Annotated in this window: 19 protein-coding genes; 11 read left to right on the top strand and 8 right to left on the bottom strand. The window is 69.3% G+C overall.

Annotated features, from left to right (window positions below; genetic code table 11):
- Positions 1 to 1,378, top strand: a 1,378-nt coding sequence (htpG, locus tag ABWV53_RS13795) for a molecular chaperone HtpG (RefSeq protein ID WP_353366657.1), incomplete at its 5' end; no start/stop codon positions are given.
- A gap of 179 nt (positions 1,379 to 1,557) precedes the next feature.
- Here htpG and ABWV53_RS13790 read toward each other — a convergent pair.
- On the bottom strand, positions 1,558 to 2,694 hold the full coding sequence (locus ABWV53_RS13790; RefSeq protein WP_353366656.1) for an IPTL-CTERM sorting domain-containing protein: 1,137 nt from the start codon (positions 2,692 to 2,694) through the stop codon (positions 1,558 to 1,560).
- 403 nt (positions 2,695 to 3,097) lie between these two features.
- Between ABWV53_RS13790 and xrtH the strand changes: the two genes are divergently transcribed.
- Both xrtH and ABWV53_RS13780 read left to right on the top strand, forming a co-directional pair.
- Positions 3,098 to 3,718 carry an exosortase H gene (gene xrtH / locus ABWV53_RS13785; protein ID WP_353366655.1) on the top strand — a complete coding sequence of 207 codons (621 nt, stop codon included), beginning with the start codon at positions 3,098 to 3,100 and terminating at the stop codon, positions 3,716 to 3,718.
- A gap of 123 nt (positions 3,719 to 3,841) precedes the next feature.
- Positions 3,842 to 4,459, top strand: a complete 618-nt coding sequence (locus ABWV53_RS13780; RefSeq protein WP_353366654.1) for an exosortase H-associated membrane protein — start codon at positions 3,842 to 3,844, stop codon at positions 4,457 to 4,459.
- 48 nt (positions 4,460 to 4,507) lie between these two features.
- Here ABWV53_RS13780 and ABWV53_RS13775 read toward each other — a convergent pair whose 3' ends face one another.
- From ABWV53_RS13775 to ABWV53_RS13760, 4 genes are all read right to left on the bottom strand, one after another.
- On the bottom strand, positions 4,508 to 5,599 hold the full coding sequence (locus tag ABWV53_RS13775) for a serine/threonine protein kinase (RefSeq protein WP_353366653.1): 1,092 nt from the start codon (positions 5,597 to 5,599) through the stop codon (positions 4,508 to 4,510).
- Positions 5,600 to 5,765: 166 nt separating this feature from the next.
- Complete coding sequence (locus ABWV53_RS13770; protein WP_353366652.1) at positions 5,766 to 6,182, bottom strand: organic hydroperoxide resistance protein; 417 nt, start codon at positions 6,180 to 6,182, stop codon at positions 5,766 to 5,768.
- A gap of 68 nt (positions 6,183 to 6,250) precedes the next feature.
- The gene (locus ABWV53_RS13765; protein WP_353366651.1) at positions 6,251 to 6,739 is read right to left on the bottom strand and encodes a MarR family winged helix-turn-helix transcriptional regulator; all 489 of its coding nucleotides are present in this window, start codon (positions 6,737 to 6,739) and stop codon (positions 6,251 to 6,253) included.
- Between the two features lie 201 nt (positions 6,740 to 6,940).
- Positions 6,941 to 7,789: a 3-hydroxybutyryl-CoA dehydrogenase gene (locus tag ABWV53_RS13760; protein WP_353366650.1), complete on the bottom strand. Its 849-nt coding sequence runs from the start codon at positions 7,787 to 7,789 to the stop codon at positions 6,941 to 6,943.
- Between the two features lie 197 nt (positions 7,790 to 7,986).
- Between ABWV53_RS13760 and cynS the strand changes: the two genes are divergently transcribed.
- The gene (cynS, locus tag ABWV53_RS13755) at positions 7,987 to 8,430 is read left to right on the top strand and encodes a cyanase (protein WP_353366649.1); all 444 of its coding nucleotides are present in this window, start codon (positions 7,987 to 7,989) and stop codon (positions 8,428 to 8,430) included.
- Positions 8,431 to 8,663: 233 nt separating this feature from the next.
- Entirely contained in the window at positions 8,664 to 9,905 is a 1,242-nt protein-coding gene (gene purT, locus ABWV53_RS13750; protein ID WP_353366648.1) for a formate-dependent phosphoribosylglycinamide formyltransferase, read from the top strand.
- A 190-nt stretch (positions 9,906 to 10,095) separates the two neighbouring features.
- Here purT and ABWV53_RS13745 read toward each other — a convergent pair whose 3' ends face one another.
- Positions 10,096 to 11,337 carry an MFS transporter gene (locus ABWV53_RS13745; protein WP_353366647.1) on the bottom strand — a complete coding sequence of 414 codons (1,242 nt, stop codon included), beginning with the start codon at positions 11,335 to 11,337 and terminating at the stop codon, positions 10,096 to 10,098.
- Positions 11,338 to 11,443: 106 nt separating this feature from the next.
- On the opposite strand from ABWV53_RS13745, the gene ABWV53_RS13740 reads away from it, so the two are divergent.
- Entirely contained in the window at positions 11,444 to 12,091 is a 648-nt protein-coding gene (locus tag ABWV53_RS13740) for a TetR/AcrR family transcriptional regulator (RefSeq protein ID WP_353366646.1), read from the top strand.
- Positions 12,092 to 12,230: 139 nt separating this feature from the next.
- Positions 12,231 to 12,623: a VOC family protein gene (locus ABWV53_RS13735; RefSeq protein ID WP_353366645.1), complete on the top strand. Its 393-nt coding sequence runs from the start codon at positions 12,231 to 12,233 to the stop codon at positions 12,621 to 12,623.
- A 132-nt stretch (positions 12,624 to 12,755) separates the two neighbouring features.
- On the opposite strand, the gene ABWV53_RS13730 is transcribed toward ABWV53_RS13735, so the two are convergent.
- Positions 12,756 to 13,742, bottom strand: a complete 987-nt coding sequence (locus ABWV53_RS13730; RefSeq protein ID WP_353366644.1) for a LacI family DNA-binding transcriptional regulator — start codon at positions 13,740 to 13,742, stop codon at positions 12,756 to 12,758.
- Between the two features lie 233 nt (positions 13,743 to 13,975).
- Between ABWV53_RS13730 and ptsP the strand changes: the two genes are divergently transcribed.
- From ptsP to ABWV53_RS13710, 4 genes are all read left to right on the top strand, one after another.
- Positions 13,976 to 16,540, top strand: a complete 2,565-nt coding sequence (ptsP, locus tag ABWV53_RS13725) for a phosphoenolpyruvate--protein phosphotransferase (protein WP_353366643.1) — start codon at positions 13,976 to 13,978, stop codon at positions 16,538 to 16,540.
- A gap of 132 nt (positions 16,541 to 16,672) precedes the next feature.
- A complete protein-coding gene (locus ABWV53_RS13720) occupies positions 16,673 to 17,662 on the top strand; it encodes a 1-phosphofructokinase family hexose kinase (protein ID WP_353366642.1) in 990 nt (329 codons plus the stop codon).
- A gap of 15 nt (positions 17,663 to 17,677) precedes the next feature.
- Positions 17,678 to 19,471, top strand: coding sequence for a fructose-specific PTS transporter subunit EIIC (locus tag ABWV53_RS13715; RefSeq protein WP_353366641.1), 1,794 nt, complete (start codon positions 17,678 to 17,680; stop codon positions 19,469 to 19,471).
- The gene (locus ABWV53_RS13710) at positions 19,468 to 20,289 is read left to right on the top strand and encodes a shikimate 5-dehydrogenase (protein WP_353366640.1); all 822 of its coding nucleotides are present in this window, start codon (positions 19,468 to 19,470) and stop codon (positions 20,287 to 20,289) included. The genes ABWV53_RS13715 and ABWV53_RS13710 overlap by 4 nt, the downstream gene beginning before the upstream one ends.
- A gap of 71 nt (positions 20,290 to 20,360) precedes the next feature.
- Here ABWV53_RS13710 and ABWV53_RS13705 read toward each other — a convergent pair whose 3' ends face one another.
- A complete protein-coding gene (locus ABWV53_RS13705) occupies positions 20,361 to 22,076 on the bottom strand; it encodes a tannase/feruloyl esterase family alpha/beta hydrolase (RefSeq protein ID WP_353366639.1) in 1,716 nt (571 codons plus the stop codon).
- Positions 22,077 to 22,154: the final 78 nt, after the last annotated feature.

Genomic DNA, 22,154 nt, shown 5'->3' with positions numbered 1-22,154 from the left:
CATCGGTAAGTCCGTCATCGCCAAGTATTCCGACCACATCAGCCTGCCCATCCTGATGGAAAAGGAGGAGTGGAAGGACGGCGAGAACGACCAGCCCGGCGAGATGGTCAAGACCGGCGAGTGGGAGGCCGTGAACAAGGCCAGCGCCCTCTGGACCCGGCCGAAAAAGGACATCACGGCCGAGCAGTACCAGGACTTCTACAAGGCCATCAGCCACGACCACGAGAACCCGCTGACCTGGAGCCACAACCGCGTCGAGGGCAACACCGAATACACGCAGCTGCTCTACATCCCCGCCAAGGCGCCGTTCGACCTGTGGAACCGCGACAAGAAGGCCGGCGTGAAGCTCTACGTGAAGCGCGTCTTCATCATGGACGACGCCGAGGCGCTCATGCCCACCTACCTGCGCTTCGTCAAGGGCGTGATCGACTCCAGCGACCTGCCGCTCAACGTGAGCCGCGAGCTGCTGCAGGAAAGCCGCGACGTGCGCGCCATCCGCGAGGGCTCGACCAAGCGCGTGCTGTCGATGCTGGAAGACCTGGCCAAGCATGACAAGCACACCGCCGGGGAAGGCGCCGACGGCGTGACCGACGTGGTGAGCGAGGAAGACAAGGCCAAGGAGGGCAAGTACAGCCAGTTCTACGCCGAATTCGGCGCGGTGCTCAAGGAAGGCCTGGGCGAGGACTTCGGCAACCGCGAGCGCATCGCCAAGCTGCTGCGCTTCCCGTCCACCACCACCGAGTCGGTGACCGTCTCGCTCGCCGACTACAAGGCCCGCATGAAGGAAGGCCAGGAGGCGATCTACTACATCACCGCCGACACCCTGGCCGCCGCGAAGAACAGCCCGCAGCTCGAGGTCTTCAAGAAAAAGGGCATCGAGGTGCTGCTGATGGCCGACCGCGTGGACGAGTGGGCGCTGAACTACCTGCACGACTTCGACGGCACGCCGCTGCAGTCGGTGGCCAAGGGCGCCGTGGATCTGGGCAAGCTGCAGGACGAGGCCGAGAAGAAGGCGGCCGAGGAAGCCGCGGAAAGCTTCAAGCCCGTGCTGGCCCAGTTGAAGGAAGCGCTCAAGGACAAGGCCCAGGACGTGCGCGTCACCACCCGCCTGGTCGATTCGCCCGCCTGCCTGGTCACCACCGAGGACGGCATGAGCACCCAGCTGGCGCGCCTGCTCAAGCAGGCCGGCCAGCAGGCGCCCGACACCAAGCCGGTGCTGGAGGTGAACCCCGAGCACGTGCTGGTGAAGAAGCTGGAGGGCAGCGTGCACTTCCACGACCTGGCCCACATCCTGTTCGATCAGGCGCTGCTGGCCGAAGGCGGGCTGCCGGAAGATCCGGCCGCCTATGTGAAGCGGGTGAACGCGCTCTTGATGTGACGACCTGAGCCCGGGTGGAGCATCGCCGCACGCGGTGGCCCCTGCGGCACGGTGCGTGCGGCCTGCGCGGGCTCCACGCACCGCGTCGGCTGCGCCGGCCTTGTTCCCTCGCGGCGGTGCTGACGGCAGGGCAGGGCGACACGTCCCTCCGACTGGGGAATACCGTCAGCAGACCGCGATCAAAGCCACTTCCTGCGGCGGCTGAGGAATCCTGCCAGTCCCATCGTCAATCCGGACAGCAACAGCAGGCCCATGTCGGAGAGCGTCGGAATCGGCTGCTTGGTGGCGGGAGCGGGCGGCGCCGTGTAGGTACAGGCCAGGTCGGCCGTGGCTTCTCCGTTCAGTTGGCCCAGCGCCGTGGTGAACTGCGCTGGCGAGGTGATGGTGTTGCGCGCCGGGTTGCCGGTACGGCACGCCTGGATGCCGGCCGTGTCGTCGGGCCAGCGCACCTGGGCGGTAATGGTGCAGCCGGCGACGGGCATGGTCGCGCCGCGCAGAGAGATGGTGCCGCTGGTGGTGTTGGTGGTCAGCGCACCGCCCGTGCAACTGTGCTGGGCACTGACCAGTTTCAGCGGAGCGGGCAGCACGTCCGTCACGTTGACGTCCGGTACGACGCCGTTCAGGTCGGGATTTTTCAGTTGGATGGTCAGGGTGCTGGTGCCGCCGGGCGTGGTGCTGGCTGGAGCGAACGTCTTGCTGACGCTGGGAGCGTCTGCCATGAAGATGTCGCCGAAGGATGCGTCCACGCCGCCCGAACCGTACGCCGTCATCGTGATTTCACGGACATACGGGGGCAGATCGATGTAAGCGCCGTTGCTTTGCCGTCCCGAATCCGGGGTGTAGATGGTGAGCACCTTGGCATTCGAGTCCCAGGCGAACTGAGTGATGGAGTTGTAGAAGCCGGTGCCAGGGGCATTGCGTGTGCGTGGAAACCGGCTCTCGTCGCCGAAATCACAGGCTTCGACGATCTGGGTGGCAGGGTTCAGGCACTTGGCACTGATGTTCCGATAGGTCGAACTGCGCTGGTCGTTCGTGCTGATGCGGCTGGGAACCTTGGTCGAGGAAGGGGTCACAACGATGGTGACACCCTGACCGGGCAAGCTCACAAAGCTGGTGTGATCTGTCGGTACGTCAAAACCTCCGCCACCGGGCGGGGAGACGGCCATCGTGCCTGCACTGTTCGAATAGGTAGCCAGGTTGTTCGGCTGGCCGACGTACAAAAGCATGGCACTGTTTTCATAAGCCTGCGCTGTGCCCAAGGAAACGGAGCCAGCCAGCGCCAGTGACAAAGAGCCGGCGTGTGAGAGTTTGAGCATGGTGGCGGGGTGTTGATCGATCAGATGCCCGCAAGTTATCATTTACAAAAACTATTAGATATTGGTTAAAGATTTGGTTGGCCTTAGTTAACAATTGAGTTGACAGTCCCGGCTGTCAGAGGCGGCGGGCGATCGTTGGGGTCACCAGCGCCAGTCACGTTGGATGGATCGCTGGAACAAATCTTTGCGTGACGGCGGAGCACTCTCCGGCTTCCGCGCTGCGTGGTTCCTTTGCCACTGATGTCTTGCAGGTGGACCTGGAGCGGTGAGTTAGCCCCTAAGATGCCCGCCAACCGAGTTCTTCGTCTGATCGAGGACTAGTGAGCGCGCCTGGAAAGCGCCCGCCCAAGCACCTGCCCCGCTATTGTTTGATTGGCCTACCACCCCAAAGCACTCCTTCGCCATGCTGCGCTTCTTCGCACTCTTCCTCTTCCTGCAGCTGTCGCTGTTCGGGCTGAACATCCTGAACTGGGTGCAGGAGCACATCGTGCTGCCGTGGACGGCGTTGCTGGCTCACATCTGCGCCACGCTGGTCACGACCTTCGACAGCACGGCGGCCTCGCAGGGCAAGGTGCTGTGGAACCAGGCCACGGGCTTCGGCGTCTCCATCGAGGCCGGCTGCAACGGCATCGAGGCGTGCATCGTGCTGTTCGCCGCGATCATGGCCTTTCCCTCCACGTGGCGGCACAAGCTGGTGGGCATCCTGGCGGGGTTCGCCGCGGTGCAGGCGCTCAACGTGGTGCGGGTCATCAGCCTGTTCTACCTGGGCCAGTGGAACACGGCGGTGTTCGACTTCGCCCATGAATTCCTCTGGCAGGGGCTCATCATGCTGGACGTGCTGGTGGTCTGGCTGCTGTGGGTGCGCGCCGGCGCCCGCAAGGCACGGCTGAATGCGCCGCCGCCGCCTCCCGAGGAGCCGCCGGCGCCGCCGCTCGCGCCGCGTGCCCCGGTCCGGCCGTCCGGTGGCCCGGGTCAGGTCAGCTCGTCGCTCGATCTGTCCCCGCACGCCAAGCCGTCGGCCTGACCCCGAATCCCATGCGCGGCGCGCGTCGATGAACGAACGAGCACATGGTGCATTCGTCCACGCACCGACCCCGCCGCGCGCAGTGCCCCCCACCCCCCCTTTTGCCTGAACCCAAGGAATGCCATGCGACGCCCCTCGGTGCTGGTGACTTTCGCTCTCTCCGCCTTCTTGGGCGTGCTGGCGCTGACCTTGCTGTGGACCAAGGTCTCGCCGTGGACCTCCTACCCGGTGGCCGCGATCTCGCACGTGGTGCTCGAGCGCGTGACCCCGATGTGGGTGCGCACGGTGCGCACCTCTCCCGGCCACATCGAGGTGGACACCACCGTGGAGGTGCCGGTGGACAAGGCGGGCGGCCGGCGTGCCGAGGTCACGCTGGACGCCGACCCCGGCCGCTATGCCTATGGGCTGCCGATCTTCCTGGCGCTGCTGCTGGCCGCGCGCGTCTCGGCCAAGGCCGGGGGCCGGCTGCGCCGTGCCGTGATGGGCTACCTGCTGCTGCTGCCGGCGCAGGCGGCCAGCCTGGTGATGTTCCTGCTGATGCAACTGGCGCTCACGGCCCGCATGGACATGGCCGCGCTGCGGGTGGAGGGCTGGGAGCTGAACGTCATCGTCTATGGCTACCAGCTCGGCGTGCTGGTGCTGCCCACGCTGATGCCCGTGCTGGTGTGGCTCTGGCTGGACCGCCAGTTCTTCAAGACCGTGATCGTGCAGGGCTGGAAGGATTCGATGGCCCGGCGCTGAAGCGCCCCGCCCGGGCCCGTACCGGGCATGCCTCGGCGCACCGGGGCTTCAGGCCGCCAGCGGCTCCTCGCCCATCGCCTCGATCTGCTCGTGCAGCTGGTGCACCTGCCCGCGCCAGTAGTCGCTGCTGCCGAACCACGGAAAGTTGATCGGGAAGATCGGGTCGGCCCAGCGGCGCGCCAGCCAGGCGCTGTAGTGGATGAGCCGCAGCGTGCGCAGCGGCTCGATCAGCGCCAGCTCTCGCCGGTCGAAGGGGCGGAACTGCTCGTAGCCGTCCAGCAGGGCCGACAGCTGCTGCGTGCGCTGGCGGCGGTCGCCCGAAAGCATCATCCAGAGGTCCTGCACCGCCGGGCCGGTGCGGGCGTCGTCCAGGTCGACGAAGTGCGGCCCGCCCCGGCCGTATTCGTCCAGCGGCGTCCAGAGCACGTTGCCGGGGTGGCAGTCGCCGTGCAGGCGGATCGGAGTGGCCGTGTGCAGGCTGAATTTGGAGTCAAAAATGCCTCCGGCGCTTGATACATAAGCGCCTGATGCTATCAATTCAATAGCTTGCGCGCACGCGTCGCGCCAGGCGGATTGCTGGTCCAGCGGAATGATCCCCTGCTCCAGCAGCCAGGCCGACGGTTCGCCCGCCAGCGTGCGCACGTCGATGGCGGGGCGGTGCACGAAGGGGCGCGCCGCGCCCACGGTGTGGATGCGGGCGAGAAAGCGGCCGATCCATTCCAGCACCTCGAAGTCGTCCAGCTCCGGCGTGCGGCCGCCGCGCCAGGGGCTGACCGAGAACGCGAACCCCGCGTGCGTGTGCAGGGTGCGGCCGTCGATGGCGAGGGGCGCCACCATCGGCACCTCGGCCGCCTCCAGCTCGGCGGCGAAGGCGTGCTCCTCCAGGATCTGCGCCTCGTTCCAGCGGCCGGGGCGATAGAACTTCGCGACCACGCGGGCGCCGTCGTCCTCCAGCGTGGCCTGGTACACCCGGTTTTCGTAGGAGCCCAGGGCCATCAGCCGGCCATCTCCGTAGAGGCCCACGCTGGCCAGGGCGTCCAGCACCAGATCGGGCGTGAGCGTGGCGTAAGGGTGGGCGCCGCCCGGCGCGTCGGGGCCGAAAGGGGAGGGAGAAGATGAAGGAACTGAAGGCGTCTGCATGCGCGCATTGTCGGCGACCGGCCGGGCCGCCCCATGCCGCCGACCAGGCCGGGCCGGCAGCACGATACCCCATGAAAAAAGCCGCCAGCGCTGGTGGAAACGGCGCGGGCAGCTATGGTTTCGATAGCTGCCGCAGGGCGGAAGCGTCGAAACGGTGGGGCAGGGCTCAGACCAGCGTGATCGTCACGTCGATGTTGCCGCGGGTGGCGTTGGAGTAGGGGCACACCTGGTGGGCGGCGTCCACCAGTTGCTGGGCCTTGTCCTTGTCCAGGCCCGGCAGGCTGACGTTCAGGCGGGCGGCGATGCCGTAGGCGTTGGGGATCTGGCCCAGGTCCACTTCCGCATCCACCGACACGTCCTGCGGCACGGCGATGCCCAGCTTGCCGCCGACGGCCTTCATGGCGCCGATGAAGCAGGCGGAATAGCCGGCGGCGAAGAGCTGCTCGGGGTTGGTGCCGGTGCCGCTGGTGCCGGGGGCCGACAGCTTCACATCCAGACGGCCATCATCGGTGCGCGAGGCGCCGTCACGGCCGCCGGTGGTGTGGGCGCGGGCGGTGTAGAGAACTTTGTCGAGCGTGGTCATGGTGCGTTCCTTCAAGGGTGGGTTGCGGGAAAGGTGGCCGTAGCCGGGATGAAATCGGTGCGAATGGCTCAGCCTGCCGGCGCGGGCGGCCGGGCCAGCCGGTCGCGCAGCGTGGTGAGCTGGCGGGTGAGGGCGGTGAGCTCGGGCAGCGTGCATTGCGCGCTTTCCAGCACGCACTGCGGGATCGATTCGGCCTGCCGGCGCAGCGCCCGGCCCTGCGGCGTGAGGGTGATGCGCACGCGGCGCTCGTCCTGCACGTCGCGAAGGCGGGTGAGGTGGCCCGACGCCTCCAGCCGCTTGAGCAGCGGGGTGAGCGTGCCCGAGTCGAGGAACAGCCGCTCGCCCAGCTCGGACACCGTAAGGCCGTCGCGCTCCCACAGTGTGAGCATCACCACGTATTGCGGGTAGGTCAGGCCCAGGGCGCCGAGCAACGGCGCGTAGAGCTTGGTCATCGCCAAGGACGCGGAGTACAGCGCGAAGCAGACCTGGTTGTCCAGCCTCAGCAGTTCGGCGGCGGTGATGCCGTCGAGGGGCTGGAGGGCGGGGCGTGTTGGCATGGGTCGAATTGTGACTCGCAATTTAATTGCGTGCAATTCAATTGCTAAAAACACTGGCGCTGCAGTGGTTTTGCGGTGCGCCCTGCGGCAGGCAGTGGGCCTTCGCTCCGTTTGCTATTAAAATGATAGCTATCTGCGATTGCCGCACAAGCGCTGCAGGCCGTTTTGCTCTGAAATCGGGCTGCAGCGCGGAGGCGTCGGTCAGTAGCTGTACACACCCTGGCCCGTCTTGCGGCCCAGGCGCCCGGCCGCCACCATTTCCTTGAGCAGCGGGCAGGGGCGGTATTTGCTGTCGCCAAACTCTTCAAGGTAAACGTTCATCACCGCCAGGCACACGTCCAGGCCGATCATGTCGGCCAGCGCCAGCGGGCCGATGGGCTGGTTGCAGCCGAGCTTCATGCCGGCGTCGATGTCCTCCGGCGTGGCCAGGCCCTCGGCCAGCACGAAGAAGGCCTCGTTGATCATCGGCACCAGGATGCGGTTCACCACGAAGCCCGGCGCGTTCTTCACCGTGATGGGGCTCTTGCCCAGCGACTCGGCCAGGGCCTTCACGGCGTCGTGCGTGGCGTCGCTGGTCTGCAGGCCGCGGATGATTTCCACCAGCGCCATCATCGGCACCGGGTTGAAGAAGTGCATGCCGATGAAGCGGTCGGGCCGCGAGGTGGCGGCGGCCAGTTGCGTGATGGAGATCGACGAGGTGTTCGACGCGATGATGACGTCGGGCGCCGCGATCGCGTCCACCTGCTTGAGGATCTTCACCTTCAGCTCGTGGTTCTCCGTGGCGGCCTCGATGATGAGCTGCGCGGCCTTCAGGTCGTCGTAGTTCGTCGAGGTCTTGATGCGCGCGAGCGCCGCGTCCTTGTCGGCCGTGGTGATCTTGTCCTTCTTGATGAGCCGGTCCAGGCTGCCCGCCACCGTGGAGAGGCCCTTTTGCACGGCCGCGTCGGAGATGTCCACCATCACCGCGTCGATGCCGGCCACCGCGCAAGCCTGCGCGATGCCGTTGCCCATGGTGCCCGCGCCGATGATGCCGACGGTCTTGATCGTCATGTGATGTTCCTTGTGGTGAGTTGGAGGGTGCAGGGGCGCTGCAGAGCGCTGCCCGCGATGGTAGGGCCAATCGCCGCCGGGGCCTTCGTGGCCGTCGCCCGGGCGGTGGGCGCGGCGTGGGACGGTCGTGCAGGCGGCTCTGTGGCACGCGCGTTGCTTGGGGCCTGGGGCCCCTTCTTCACAGGAATCTTCTCCCCATGAACCGCAACGACGTCACCGAAAAGATCATCGGCACCAAGGTCGCCAAAGGCCTGCAGTGGCACGACATCGCCACCCAGGTCGGCCAGTCCAAGGAATGGACGACGGCGCTGTGCCTGGGCCAGATGACCGCCTCGCCCGAACAGGCCCGGGTGCTGGGCCGCATCTTCGATCTGACCGACGAAGAGCAGAAATGGCTGCAGGTGGTGCCGTACAAGGGCTCGCTGCCCACGCCCGTGCCCACCGATCCGCTCATCTACCGCTGGTACGAGATCGTGAGCGTCTATGGCACCACCATCAAGGAGCTGATCCACGAGGAATTCGGCGACGGCATCATGAGCGCCATCGACTTCAGCATGGACATCACCCGCGAGGCCGACCCCAAGGGCGACCGCGTGAACGTGGTGCTGTCGGGCAAGTTCCTGCCGTACAAGCAGTATTGAGGGCGGGCGGGACGAACGCCCCCGACTCTGGCTGGGCGGGCTGGACGCCAGCAGCCTGGCGAGGCCCGTGCCGCAGCGTGCCGGCGTGGCCTGCGCTGCGCCAAGGGGGATTGCGTTCGCGGGGCCGGCAAGCGCGGGAGCGCAGCGGCGCGCAGTCGCTCTATCATCGCCGGCTGCAGGGCCCGCATGCCGGGCCACTTTCCCGCCCACTTCACACCTTGCTCGTTCCGCCCATGACCACTCTTGGCACTCCCCTCTCGCCTTCCGCCACCAAAGTGATGCTGCTCGGCAGCGGTGAACTGGGCAAGGAAGTCCTCATCGCCCTGCAGCGCCTGGGCGTCGAAACCATCGCCGTGGACCGCTACGAGAACGCGCCCGGCCAGCAGGTGGCGCACCATGCGCGCACCATCACCATGAGCGATCCGGCGCAGCTCAAAAGCCTGATCGAGGCCGAGCGCCCGCACCTCGTCGTGCCCGAGATCGAGGCCATCGCCACGCCCATGCTCGAAGAACTGGAAGCCGCCGGCACCGTGCGCGTCATCCCGACGGCCCGCGCCGCGCGCCTGACCATGGACCGCGAAGGCATCCGCCGACTGGCGGCAGAAACCCTGGGCCTGCCCACCAGCCCGTATCGCTTCTGCGATTCGGCCGAAGAGCTGCAGGCCGCCATCGACGGCACCGACGGCCAGCCCGCCATCGGCTTTCCGTGCGTGGTCAAGCCCGTGATGAGCAGCTCCGGCAAGGGCCAGAGCAAGCTGGACGGCCCGGCCGACGTGCAAAAGGCCTGGGACTACGCCATGGCCGGCGGCCGCGTGAGCCATGGCCGCGTCATCGTCGAAGGCTTCATCGATTTCGAATACGAGATCACGCTGCTCACCGTGCGCGCCAAGGCCGCCGACGGCAGCATCCAGACCTCGTTCTGCGAACCCATCGGCCACAAGCAGGTCAGCGGCGACTACGTGGAAAGCTGGCAGCCCCAGCCCATGCCCTCGGTCGCGCTGCAGCGCGCCCAGGACATCGCCCGGGCGGTGACCGACGACCTCGGCCGCGGCCTGGACGGCCAGCCCTCGGGCCTGGGCCTCTTCGGCGTGGAACTGTTCGTGAAGGGCGACGAAGTCTGGTTCAGCGAGGTGAGCCCGCGCCCGCACGACACCGGCCTGGTCACGCTGGCCACGCAGCACCAGAGCGAATTCGAACTGCACGCCCGCGCCATCCTGGGCCTGCCGGTGGACACCAGCCTGCGCAACCCGGGCGCCAGCGCCGTGATCTATGGCGGCGTGGATGCGCACGGCATCGCCTTCGACGGCGTGGAGGAAGCCCTGGCGGTGCCGGGCACGGACCTGCGCCTCTTCGGCAAGCCGGAGAGCTTCACCAAGCGGCGCATGGGCGTGGCGGTGGCGCGGGCGGAGTCGGTGGACACCGCGCGCGCCAACGCCAAGTTGGCAGCGGGCAAGGTCAAGCCGCGGGTGGCTTGATCCCTCCAGAAGTGGGCATCTGATTTCGGGATCGCTGAAGCATCTCTGCGTCGTCCGAACGCATCGAAAGCGGCGGGAGATGGTGGGTCTCTCCGCTCATCCACAGCAGACGCTCGCCCATGGGCCTGCGTCTCAGCGCAGGCAGCGGCAAACACCCGGCCTTTTGCCCCTTCGCGGGCCATCCAGCGGGTCACGTGGTCGTTCTGCGTGAGACGAGCACGCGCGGAGTCGAAGGGAATCCGTGTCGGCGCGCCGACCAGGCGACGCAGAGACCGATCGCCAGGAGTGCCATCAGCGCCCAACCGAAGGACTGGGCTCCCCAACCATTCAGCAACCATCCTCCCAATAGGCCACCACCGGCGATCGCGCTGTTCCAGGCGACGACATTCATCGACAACGCCACGTCCGCACCGTCGCCGGCAGCATCGGCCAGCGCGGTTTGCAGCAAGGTGGCGGCGCCGCCGAAGCTCAGTCCCCAAACCGCCACTCCGCCATAGATCGCGACAGGCGCATCGGACAGGCCGACAAACCCAACGGCCACCACCACGAAGGCCAGCAGGCTGCCCAGAACCGCCGCGCGCAGATGCCGGTCCACCAAACGGCTGCTGATGGCGATACCCGCCAAGGCAGATACGCCGAAGACCAGCAGCACCAGGTCGACACGGTTGCCGAGCCCCGCCCTCGAAACGAACGGTGCGATGTAGGTGTAGAGGATGTTGTGGGCCAGCATCCATGCGATGACCACGGCCAGCACCGGTCGCACGCCCGGGGTGACGAGCACCCGGCCCAAGGGTAGCCGCTGCGTGCCGACCTGGCCCGGATAGTCCGGCACCTTGGCGATGACCCAGACGATGAGCAGCAGCGTCAGCGCCGACATGATCCCGAAAGCCGTGCGCCAGCCGACCGCGCTACCCAGCAGGGTTCCGAGCGGCACCCCGAGGGACAAGGCCAGTGGTGTGCCGATCATTGCCAGGGCCATCGCCCTGCCTTGCTGTTCTGGCTGGACCATGCGGCGTGCGTACGAACCCAGGAGGCTCCAAGCGAGCCCTGCTGCGGCGCCTGCGAAGAAACGCGCTGCCAGGGTCAGCGCAAAGCTGGATGAGACAGCGGTGATGGAGTTGAAGACCAGGAAGCCGGCGATGGTCAGCAGCAGCACGCTACGGCGTCGCCAGCGCTGGGTGGCCATGGTGAGCGGAATCGCAGCGAGGAGAGAGCCCAGGGCATAAGCCGTCACCATCTGCCCAGCTGCGGCCTGGGACACACCCAGGCCGGCACCGACCTGCGGCAGCAGTCCCGCTGGCAGCGTCTCGGTCCCGATGCAGATGAAGCCGGTCATGGCCAGCGCCAGTAGCGCAGCCACTGGCAGGCGATCTGCCTGCTGCGCCGGGTTCTTCAAAAGGTGAGGGGAGCCGTCCACCGGTTTACTTGACATGTCGAGCCTTTATATATCGATCGGTACAAATGTATGGGTGCGACCGATGGCTTGTCAACAAGTTTTGTACCGATTAGTATTTATGTGCTGAAGAAGAGGAGGCCGCATGGCTACGATGGGACGTCCGCGCAATTTCGACCGGGATACGGCAGTCGATCAGGCCATGTGCCTCTTTTGGGAGCACGGTTTCGACGCCACTTCCCTCGCGCAGCTGAAGGAAGGTCTGGGTGGCGGCATCACGGCACCGAGCTTCTACGCGGCCTTCGGTTCCAAGGAGGCGTTGTTTCGCGAGGCGGTCGATCGCTACATGGCGACCCATGGACGGGTCACGGCCTGCCTGCACGATCTAGCGATGCCACCCCGCGCGGCGATTGAAACGGCGCTGCGCCGATCGGCCGCCATGCAGTGCGAGCCCGGCCATCCGCGTGGCTGCATGGTGTCCCTGGGCGTGATGAGCGCACCGTCGCCGGGTCATGCTGCCGTCGCGCAGCCGCTTCACGATGCCCGCGCCATCGTGCGAGCAGGCATCTTGGCCTGCGTGCGACGGGGCGTGGCGTTGGGGGAGCTCCGCGCCGACATCGACACGGAGGCCCTCGCTGCCGTTTTCGACAGCTTCCTTACCGGCCTTTCGACATTGGCGCGCGACGGCGCCGATGGCGCTCAGCTGGATGCGGCCGTCACGCAGGTCATGCTCGTGTGGGACGCCTCCAGGCTCGTGAAGTCGACGAAGCGCAAACCGGCACCGAAGCCTTGATGGTTTCAGCGTCGGCGTATCGATGGTTCACGGCTTCATGCGAGGCGATAAGCTTCGATTCCAGCGCAGCCGTTGACATGGCTGTATCGAGCCATGCGCTCATCATGGGGCCAACGCACCCATCCATGCTCAACCTCAGATGAAGTTCGGATACACCATCGTCTATGTGCCAGACGTCGAGGCCTCACTATCGTTCTTCGAGCAAGCATTCGGTCTGCCTCGACGGTTCCTGCACGAGTCCGGAGCCTACGGCGAAGTAGAGACCGGGGCGACGACGCTTGCCTTCGCGCACCATGAGCTGGCGTCCACCAACTTCGAGGGTGGCCATGTCGCGGCTTGGGAGTCGACGAAGCCGTTGGGTGTAGAGCTCGGCTTGGTGACCGACAACGTTGAATCTGCGCATGCGCGGGCGCTGGCTGCCGGGGCCAGGGAAGTCGCCGAACCTCGTACGAAGCCTTGGGGGCATGTCGTATCGTATGTACGCTGCCCGGACGGCACGCTCGTGGAGCTTTGCTCTCCCATGGACGGCTGACCTCGGCCGGGTCGTTTCCATGCGGCAGCTCTGGGCCCAAGGCAGCTCTTCAAGTCACGAGGCAAGCAGAGTGGTGTCGGTTTCTTTGCGCATCCACGTTGCCGGCTTGGCCGATGCCACGTCGCCCCCCGCCTAACTTCGCCCCGCGCTCGACCCCCGCACCACCAGCGCCCCCTCCAACACCACCTGCCGCACCGGCCGCTGCGGGTCCTGCATGCGCTGCAGCAGCAGCTCCGCCGCCGTGCGGCCGATGTCGTAGGTGGGCTGGGCGACGGTCGTCACATCCAGCGCGGGCAGCGACGTCCAGTCGTTGTTGTCGAACCCCGCGACGCCGATGTCCTGCGGCGGGCGCAGGCCGGCGGCCTGCACGGCCTGCAGGGCGCCCAGCAGCAGCAGGCCGTTGGTGGCCAGCAGGGCGTCGGGCCGGTCGGGGCGGGAGAGTAGCTGGGCCGTGGCGCGCTCGCCGGCCTCACGCGTCGGGTCCATCCACACTGGCTGCGGCGCCAGGCCGTGGGCGGCCAGGGCTTCGGCATAGCCGGCGTGGCGCTGCTGGCCGGTGGTGCTGTGGGTGCCCGCCAGCAGGGCGATGCGGCGGTAGCCGTTGGCCAGCAGGTGGTCGGTGGCGCGGCGGGCGGCGGCGTGGTTGTCGAGCACCACGCGGTCGGCGCGGGTCGAATCCAGCGCCCGGTCCACCAGCACCAGCGGAAAGGGCCAGGCCTGCGGGCGCAGCTGCTTCAGGCCCGCCATGGTGGGCGACAGGATCACGCCACTGGCCTGCTCGTCGGCCATCAGTTCCAGGTACGACTGTTCCTTGGCCGGGTCTTCGTCGCTGTTGCAGAGGATGAGCCGCAGCCCGTGGCGGTAGGCGACGTCTTCCACGGCGCGGCCCACGTCGGTGAAGAAGGCGCTGCGGATGTCCGAGACGATCAGGCCCACCAGCGAGGCACGGCGCTGCCGCAGCCGGCGCGCCGCGAGGTTGGGGCGGTAGGCCAGTTCGGCGATGGCGCGCTCCACCTGCTCGCGCAGCGGGGCGCGCACCGCTTCGGGGGTGCTGAGCACGCGCGAGACGGTGGTGGTGGACACACCGGCGCGCAGCGCCACGTCCTTGATGCTGGCCAAGCGAAAACCTCCTGAATGGGGACAAAGGAAATGGTATCGATTCCAGGATGGCTTGCATAGTCATCCATCAAGGGCAGTGCCACGCCGCGGAAAAAACGTCCGGATTTCATGGTGTCGAGTCAGGGTTTTCCCTTGATTTGGCCGCATTTTCGGGGGTGACCGGCTTGCGGGACCAGAAACCCGCGACGGATAATCGGTTCTGGAATCGATACCAAATTTGCAGGAGACATTGCATGTCCACCATTCCGGTCGAAGTGCGCCTGGGCGCAGCGCCGCACAACCGCGAAGACGCCGTGCGCGCCGCGGGCGCCTTGCTGGCCCAGGCCGGCCACATCCAGCCCGCCTACGTCGACAGCCTGCTCCAGCGCGAGAAGGTGGCCAACACCTTCCTGGGCGAGGGCCTGGCCATTCCCCACGGCATGGTGGAAGACAAGCACCTGGTGCGCCGCACCGGGCTGGCCGTGCTGCAGGTGCCGGCTGGCGTGCGCTGGGGCGACGATGCCAAGCAGGCGCATCTGGTGGTGGCCATCGCGGCCGCGTCGGACGAGCACATCCAGGTGCTGCGCCGCCTGACCCGCCTGATGCAGGGCGGCGCGCTGATGCGGCGGCTGGCGACCACCACCGATGCGGACGAGATCGTGCGCGCCCTCACGGCCGACGAAGCGGCCGGCCCGGCGGCGGGCGGTGCCGCCAGCATTCCCGCGCTGGAAGACTTTCCGCTCGGCCGCGAGCTGTCCTTGAACTACCCCAACGGCCTGCACGCACGGCCGGCGGGCGAATGGGCGCGCGTCGCCGGCCGCTTCAGCGCCCGGGTGCACGTGCGCTGCGGCGACACGGTGGCCGACGCCAAGAGCGTGGCCGCGCTGCTGGGCCTGGGCGCGGGGCGCGGCGCGCAGCTGCGCCTGTCGGCCCAGGGCGCCGATGCGGCGGCGGCGCTCTCGACGCTGAACGCCACCATCCAGCGCCTGGGCGACGAGGAAAGCCGCCAAGCCGAACTGTCGGCCGCCCGCCAGGCGCAGGCGCAGGGCCTGGGCAGCGAGCTGGGCGACTGGCAGCCCACGGCCCGCCACACGTTCACCGGCATCGCGGCCAGCCCGGGCCTGGTGGTGGGCACGCTGGTGCAGGCCGAGGGCGCCGCGCTGGAGGTGGACGACCGCTTCACCACCATCGCCGAAGAAGCCGCGCAGCTGGACCGCGCCCTGGCAGCGGCGCTGGCCCAGCTGCAGCAACTGGCCGCCGATGCCCAGGCCGCCGGCCGCGCCGAGCAGGCCGCCATCTTCACCGCGCACCAGGGCCTGCTGCAGGACGCCGGCGTGCTGCAGGCGGTGAGCCGCAGCGTGGTGCAGGGCCACGGCGCCGCCTGGTCGTGGCGCCATGCCATGGCCGAGCGCGTGGCCGCGCAGCGGGCGCTGGCCGACGCCACGCTCGCCGCCCGCGCCGCCGACCTGCAGGACGTGGGCGAGCGCGTGCTGCGCCACCTGCTGGGCCGGGGCGACGAGGACGCCGCCGTGGCCGCCTGGCCGCACGACGCCATCCTGCTGGCCGACGACCTCTCGCCCTCGGTCACCGCGCAGATCGACACCAGCCGCGTGCGGGGCTTTTGCACCGCGCGCGGCGGCCCCACGGCGCACACCGCCATCCTGGCGCGTGCCCTGGGGCTGCCCGCCGTGGTGGCGGCCGGTCCGGGCGTGTTGCCCAGCGCCAGCGGCGACGCGGCAGCGCCCCACCTGGCGGGGGCCGTGGCCATTCTGGACGGCTACCGCGGCCGGCTCTACGTGGGCCCGAGCGAGACCGCGCTGATCGAGGCGCGCGAGCGCATGGCCCGGCTGGCCCGCCGGCAGGAAGAAGAAGCCCGCACCCGCCAGCAGCCCGCCACCACCACCGACGGGCACACGGTGGAGATCGCCGCCAATGCCAACCGCGCCGACCAGGCCGCGAAGGCGCTGGAAGCCGGCGCCGAGGGCGTGGGCCTGATGCGCACCGAATTCCTCTTCCTCGAGCGCGACACCGTGCCCGGCGAAGACGACCAGTACGAGGTCTACCGCGCCATGGTGGAGGCCCTGCAGGGCAAGCCCCTGGTCGTGCGCACGCTGGACATCGGCGGCGACAAGCAGGTGCCGCACCTGGATCTGCCGGTGGAAGAGAACCCCTTTTTGGGCGTGCGCGGCGCGCGGCTCGCCCTCAAGCGCGACGACCTGCTGGTGCCGCAGCTGCGGGCGCTCTACCGCGCCGCGCACCACGGCCCGCTGCAGGTCATGTTCCCCATGATCAGCACGGTGGAAGAGGTGCTGACGCTGCGCCAGCGCATGGAATCGGTGCGCGCCGAGCTGAACGCCCCGGCCGTGCCGGTGGGCATCATGATCGAGGTGCCCTCGGCCGCGCTCATCGCCGACCGGCTGGCCGCGCACGTGGATTTCTTCTCCATCGGCACCAACGACCTCACGCAATACACGCTGGCCGTGGACCGCCAGCACCCGGAGCTCGCCGGCATGGCCGACAGCCTGCACCCTGCCGTGCTGCGCCTGATCGAGCGCACGGTGGCGGGCGCCCGCCAGCACCGCCGCTGGGTGGGCGTCTGCGGGGGCCTGGCCGGCGAGCCGCTGGGCGCCGCGCTGCTGGTGGGCCTGGGTGTCGATGAACTGAGCATGAGCACCGGCGACATCGGCACCGTCAAGGCCCTGCTGCGGCGCCACGGCCTGGCCGAGCTGCAGGCCCTGGCACGGCGCGCGCTACAGGTGGACACGGCCGACGAGGTGCGTGCGCTGGGCGCCGAACTGCGCCCCGCCACCGCGCCATGACGGCCCGCACACCCGCCCATCGAGGATTGGCAATGATTGCTATCAAGTTAATAGCTGCATGCGTAGATGGATCAAGCGCTGGAGGCCGATTTGGCACCAAGAATGCGCTGGTGTCACCCGCAGGAGCCCGCCATGGCTGACGCCGCCCGCATCTTCACCATCACGCTCAACCCGGCCATCGACCACACCGTGCGCGTGGCCGCGCTGGTGCCGGGCGAGGTGCACCGCGCCCAGGGCGACCAGCGCGAGGCCGGCGGCAAGGGCGTGGGCGTGGCGGCCGTGCTGGCCGCGCTGGGCGTGCCCGTCACGGCCACCGGCTGGTTGGGCGCCGACAACGACGCCGTGTTCGTGACCGCCTTCGCGGCGCGAGGCATCGACGACGCCATGCTGCGCCTGCCCGGCGCCACCCGCACCAACATCAAGATCGCCGACGCATCGCGGGGCGACTCCACCGACATCAACCTGCCCGGCCTGTCGCTGGCGCCCGATGCGCTGCAGCAAGCCGAGTCCGGCCTGCTGGCCACGCTCGCCGGGCGCGTGCGCCCCGGCGACTGGTGCGAGCTGGCCGGCAGCCTGCCGCCCGGCGCCGATGCCGGCGCGTGGGAACGCATCGCCCGTGCGGTGCACGCGCAGGGCGCCCACGTCGCCATCGACACCGGCGGCGCCGTGCTGCTGCAGCTGCTGCGCGCCCTGGCCGACCCGGCACGCGGCACCGTGGTGCCGGTCGCCTTCATCAAGCCCAACCAGGCCGAGCTCGAAGAGCTGGCTGGCCGCGCCTTGCCCACGCGGGCCGACGTGGCCGCCGCGGCGCGGGGCCTGTGCCGCGACCACGGCGTGCGCCAGCTGGCCGTGTCGCTGGGCGGCGAGGGCGCCGTCATCGCCACTGCCGAAGGCTGCTGGCATGCCGCAGCGCCCCGCGTGCCCGTCGCCACCACCGTGGGCGCGGGGGACGCGCTGGTCGCCGGCACGCTGGCCGCGCTGTCGCAAGGCCAGCCCATGCCCGCGGCGGCCACCTTCGGCATGGCCTGCGCGGCCGCGCGCATCCAGCGCATCGCGCCCGGCCTGCCGCACCGGCCCGAGGTCGACGCCCTGGCCGCCGCCATCACCGCGCAGCCGATCTAATCAGGAGAGACAACCATGGCCCAACTCATCGCCATCGCCGCGAGCCAGGCCGGCCCGGCACACAGCTTCATGGTGGCCGAGGCGCTGCGCGCCGCCGCCGAATCGGCGGGCCACCGGCTCGCGCTCAGCGTGCACAGCACCCTGGGCACGCAGGGGGCTTTCAGCGATGCCGAGCTGGCCACCGCCGCCGCCGTCATCGTGGCCGCCGACATGCCGGTGGACCGGCAGGACCTGCTGGGCACCATCGACGTGCCCGTGCACGAGGCCACGCCCCAGGCCGTGCTGGCCGACGCGGCCGGCGTGGTGCGCGCGGCGCTGGCCGGCATGGGGGTGGGCGCTTCGCCAGACCTGCCGGCCAACGCGCCGGCCGAACTGCTGGACGACGTGCCGGATGGCCCCCTCCACATCGTCGCCATCACTTCCTGCCCCACCGGCGTGGCCCACACCTTCATGGCGGCCGAGGCGCTGGAGCAGGGCGCCCGCGCGCTGGGCCACACCATCAAGGTGGAGACGCAGGGCTCGGTGGGCGCGCAGAACACGCTCACCGCCGCCGAGATCGCCGCCGCCGACCTGGTGGTGATCGCCGCCGACACGCAGGTCCACCGCGACCGCTTCGTCGGCAAGCGCCTCTACGCCACCGGCACCAAGGCCGCCATCCACGACGCGGCGGCCGTCTTCGCCCAGGCCCGGGCGCAGGCCCTGGTGTGGGGCGCGGGTGCCGCCGCCGCCACCACCGAGGACGCGGCCGCCCCGGCAGCCGCGCCCGCCCGGCGCGAATCCACCGGCGCCTACAAGCACCTGATGACGGGCGTGTCCTTCATGCTGCCCTTCGTGGTGGCGGGCGGCCTGCTGATCGCGCTGGCCTTCGCGCTGGGCGGCATCTACGTGTATGACGACGCGCACAAGGGCACGCTGGGCTGGGTGCTGTTCCAGGTGGGCGCCAATGCCGGCTTCGCGCTCATGCTGCCGGCACTGGCGGGCTACATCGCCTACTCCATCGCCGACCGGCCCGGCATCGCGCCCGGCATGATCGGCGGACTGCTGGCCGGCACGGTGGGCGCGGGCTTCCTGGGCGCCATCGCGGCGGGCTTCATCGCCGGCTATGCGGTGCACTGGCTCAACCGCCTCATCCGCCTGCCGCGCGGGCTCGACGGCTTGAAGCCCGTGCTGATCCTGCCGCTGCTGGGCGCGGCCATCGTTGGCGTGCTGATGATGATGGTGATCGGCGCACCCATGGCCGCCGTGATGGGCGCGCTGACCGAATGGCTCAAGGGCCTGCAGACCGGCAGCGCCGTGCTGCTGGGCATCATCCTGGGCGCCATGATGGCCTTCGACATGGGCGGGCCGGTGAACAAGGCGGCCTACGTCTTCTCCACCACGCTCATCGCCAGCGGCGTGGCCAACCCCATGGCCGCGGCCATGGCGGCCGGCATGACGCCGCCGCTGGGCATCGCCCTGGCGTGCTGGCTGTTCAAGAGCCGGTTCTCGGCCGAGGAGCGCGAAGCCTCCAAGGCCGCCGCCGTGCTGGGCCTCGCCTTCATCACCGAAGGCGCCATTCCCTTCGTCGCCCGCGACCCGCTGCGCGTGATCCCGGCCTGCGTGCTGGGCTCGGCGGTGGCCGGCGGCCTGTCGATGGCCTGGAACATCGGCCTGCAGGCCCCGCACGGCGGCATCTTCGTGCTGGCCATTCCGAACGCCGTGAACCACGTGGTGCTGTACGCCGCCGCCATCGTGGCCGGCGCCGTGGTCACGGGCGTGGCGCTGGGCCTCTTCAAGAAGCGCGTGGCGGCGCCCGGAGCCGCCGCATGACGCTGCGGCTGACCCGGGACACGCGGCTGTGCATGTCGCTGGCCGCGCGGCCCAGCAACATCGGCACGCGGTTCCACAACTTCCTGTATGAAGAGCTAGGCCTGGACTACGTCTACAAGGCCTTCACCACCACCGACCTGCCGGCCGCCATCGCCGGCGTGCGCGCCCTGGGCGTGCGCGGCTGCGCCATCTCGATGCCGTTCAAGGAAGCGGTGATTCCGCTGGCCGATGCGCTCGACCCATCGGCCGAGCGGCTGCAATCGGTGAACACGCTGGTGAACGACGACGGGCGCCTCGTGGCCTACAACACCGACTACCTGGCCGTGCGTGCGCTGCTGCAGCGCCATGCCGTGCCGTCCGGCCTGCGGGTGGCGCTGCGCGGCAGCGGCGGCATGGCGCGTGCGGTGCTGGCAGCCCTGGTCGATGCGGGGTTGGCGCAAGGTGTCGTGATCGCACGCAACGAGTCCGCCGGCCGCGCACTGGCCGCCGCCAACGGCTACGGCTGGCAGCCCGAGGCCGGCCCCGTCGAGGCCGATGTGCTGGTCAATGCCACACCCATCGGCATGGCGGGCGGTGCCGATGCCGAGGCGCTGGCGTTCACGCCGGCCCAGGTGGCAGCTGCGGCCTGGGTGTTCGACGTGGTCGCGATGCCAGCCGAAACCCCGCTGATCGCCGAGGCGCGTCGCCAGGGCCGCCCGGTCATCACGGGCGCCGAGGTGATCGCGCTGCAGGCGGCTGAGCAGTTTGCGCTCTATACCGGGATGCGGCTGACGGATGAGCAGGTGGAGCGGGCATCGGCCTTCGCCCGCGGCGCTTGACGCCCACCCGGTTCGCGGCGGAGAGGCCGCGAACCGGGCAGGGGGCTGCCTACTGCCTGCCTACTGCCTTCCTACTGCGTCACGCAGCTGAAGCTCTCCGCCTTGTCCACGTCGCCCGCGCCCGCGTAGCGTGGCCAGCTGGGATATTCGCACAACGGCCGGGTGCGGCCCGGCACGCCGGCCGTGTCCGTCACTACCTGGGCCGTGGGGGCGGTGCCGCTGCCCACCCACTGGTCCAGCGCCTTGAGCCCATCCCAGTTGGCGTTGAAGGCGGTGCTGGCCGCATGGCCGTAGCCCGGCACTTCGTAGTAGCGCGCGAAGCCGCGCACCGCCGTGGCGCCCATGGTCTGCTCCAGCCGCTGCCAGTACTGCGCCGTGGCGCGGGTGCTGACGAGGGCGTCGGCCGAGCCGTGGGCCATCAGCAGCTTGCCGCCGCGCTTCTGGAAGGCGGAGAGGTCGGTGCTGTTGATGTCCTGCAGCCTGGCCAGGGTGTTGATGCGGTCGGTCCACGGGCCGGGGTTCTGCGGGTCCAGCGCCAGGCTGTTGTAGTTCGCGTCGCGCGTGACGAAGTAGCGCACCCACTGGTCCCAGAACACGGCCCAATACGGCGCGGTGAGCGGGGCGGGGCTGGCCGGCGCGGTGGTGTTCATCGCCAGCAGGTTCACGGTGGGCTGCAGCGGGCTGCTGCTTTGCTCGCCCAGCTCGGTGCCCCAGACGTTGAAGCCGGGGTACTGGGTCTCGCCGCTGCCCAGGGGCGCGCTGAACTGGATCGCCGTCGAATAGGTCTTGAGCGCCGAGATCATCGCGTCGGACAGGCACTGGTCGCCCTCGTTGCCGCCGCTCGCGCAGCGCAGCGGCTGGCCATTGAAGCGGGCGATGGCGGGGTCGAACTGCGCGTTGCAGGCGGCCACGTTGCTGACCACGCCGTCCTGCAGGCCGTCGAGCCCGTCGCACTGCGCCAGCGCCGCCTGACGCAGCAGCTTGCGCTGGCCCAGGCTGGGGTAGGCGCCCGGCTGGGCGAAGGCGCGGCTGATGCGGCCGAACTGCAGGTCCAGGCTGGCGGCGTTCCAGGCCGGGTACCAGGCGAGCACGCCGTCCCAGTCGGCCGGCCACTTCTGCGCGACGGCCAGGGCTTCACGCCCGCCGGTCGAGCCGCCCAGGAAGTAGCGCTTGCCGGGCTTTTCGCCATAGAAGCGGCTGACCAGCACGTCGGCGACGTCGCTCACTTTCTTCAGCGCGGCGCCCGAGAAGTTGGTCACCGCCTCGTCGTTGGTGCCGAAGCTGCCGTCGCGGCTGCCGGCCGCGCCCGCCTGGTGGCCGGAGTCGCTGGCGAACACGGCGTAGCCCTGGCTCAGCAGCGGGTAGGCGCCCTGGCTGGCGGGGGCCGCCGGGTAGGTGTAGAGGCTGGGCAGCACACCGTTGTAGCCGCCGCCTCCCAGCATGACGACCTTGCCGTTCCACTCCTTGGGCAGGAGCAGCCCCATCTTGATGGCCGGCGCGGCCGGGTCCACCGGCCGGATGGAGATGTTGGCGCGCACCGAGGCGGGCGGCTGCGCGCCGCTGGCGGCCGTGGGCGTCTCCACCGACGTGACCGTCGCGCCGTTGGTGGGCAGGCCGATCTGGCTGGCGGCGACCTGCTGCTGGGCGAGCTCCTTGCTGGCGTCTTCGAAGTTGTAGCCGTGCGAGCCGGCGCTGCCGCAGGCCGTAAGGGCTGCGGCAGCGCCGGCCGTGGCCAGCAGGCGCCAGGCGGGTCGGGCGATGGGAGTGGTGGTGAAGGTGCGCGTCACGTTGTCTCCTGTGGTGGGATGTGGGTCGAGAAGCCCACCGACCATTGTGGAAGTGGCGCGGCGCCTGTCACTCGGCGT

The sequence above is a fragment of the Acidovorax sp. FG27 genome (assembly GCF_040365715.1).
Taxonomy (GTDB): Bacteria; Pseudomonadota; Gammaproteobacteria; order Burkholderiales; family Burkholderiaceae_C; genus Paracidovorax.
The sequence above is the reverse complement of the archived record's forward strand: the minus strand, read 5'-3'. Positions and strand labels throughout refer to the sequence as shown.

Bases quoted from the DNA above. Each gene is read 5' to 3' on its own strand.
- ABWV53_RS13790 (WP_353366656.1), bottom strand. From the start codon at position 2,694: ATGCTCAAACTCTCACACGCCGGCTCTTTGTCACTGGCGCTGGCTGGC.
- xrtH (WP_353366655.1), top strand. From the start codon at position 3,098: ATGCTGCGCTTCTTCGCACTCTTCCTCTTCCTGCAGCTGTCGCTGTTC.
- ABWV53_RS13780 (WP_353366654.1), top strand. From the start codon at position 3,842: ATGCGACGCCCCTCGGTGCTGGTGACTTTCGCTCTCTCCGCCTTCTTG.
- ABWV53_RS13775 (WP_353366653.1), bottom strand. From the start codon at position 5,599: ATGCAGACGCCTTCAGTTCCTTCATCTTCTCCCTCCCCTTTCGGCCCC.
- ABWV53_RS13770 (WP_353366652.1), bottom strand. From the start codon at position 6,182: ATGACCACGCTCGACAAAGTTCTCTACACCGCCCGCGCCCACACCACC.
- ABWV53_RS13765 (WP_353366651.1), bottom strand. From the start codon at position 6,739: ATGCCAACACGCCCCGCCCTCCAGCCCCTCGACGGCATCACCGCCGCC.
- ABWV53_RS13760 (WP_353366650.1), bottom strand. From the start codon at position 7,789: ATGACGATCAAGACCGTCGGCATCATCGGCGCGGGCACCATGGGCAAC.
- cynS (WP_353366649.1), top strand. From the start codon at position 7,987: ATGAACCGCAACGACGTCACCGAAAAGATCATCGGCACCAAGGTCGCC.
- purT (WP_353366648.1), top strand. From the start codon at position 8,664: ATGACCACTCTTGGCACTCCCCTCTCGCCTTCCGCCACCAAAGTGATG.
- ABWV53_RS13745 (WP_353366647.1), bottom strand. From the start codon at position 11,337: ATGTCAAGTAAACCGGTGGACGGCTCCCCTCACCTTTTGAAGAACCCG.
- ABWV53_RS13740 (WP_353366646.1), top strand. From the start codon at position 11,444: ATGGCTACGATGGGACGTCCGCGCAATTTCGACCGGGATACGGCAGTC.
- ABWV53_RS13735 (WP_353366645.1), top strand. From the start codon at position 12,231: ATGAAGTTCGGATACACCATCGTCTATGTGCCAGACGTCGAGGCCTCA.
- ptsP (WP_353366643.1), top strand. From the start codon at position 13,976: ATGTCCACCATTCCGGTCGAAGTGCGCCTGGGCGCAGCGCCGCACAAC.
- ABWV53_RS13720 (WP_353366642.1), top strand. From the start codon at position 16,673: ATGGCTGACGCCGCCCGCATCTTCACCATCACGCTCAACCCGGCCATC.
- ABWV53_RS13715 (WP_353366641.1), top strand. From the start codon at position 17,678: ATGGCCCAACTCATCGCCATCGCCGCGAGCCAGGCCGGCCCGGCACAC.
- ABWV53_RS13710 (WP_353366640.1), top strand. From the start codon at position 19,468: ATGACGCTGCGGCTGACCCGGGACACGCGGCTGTGCATGTCGCTGGCC.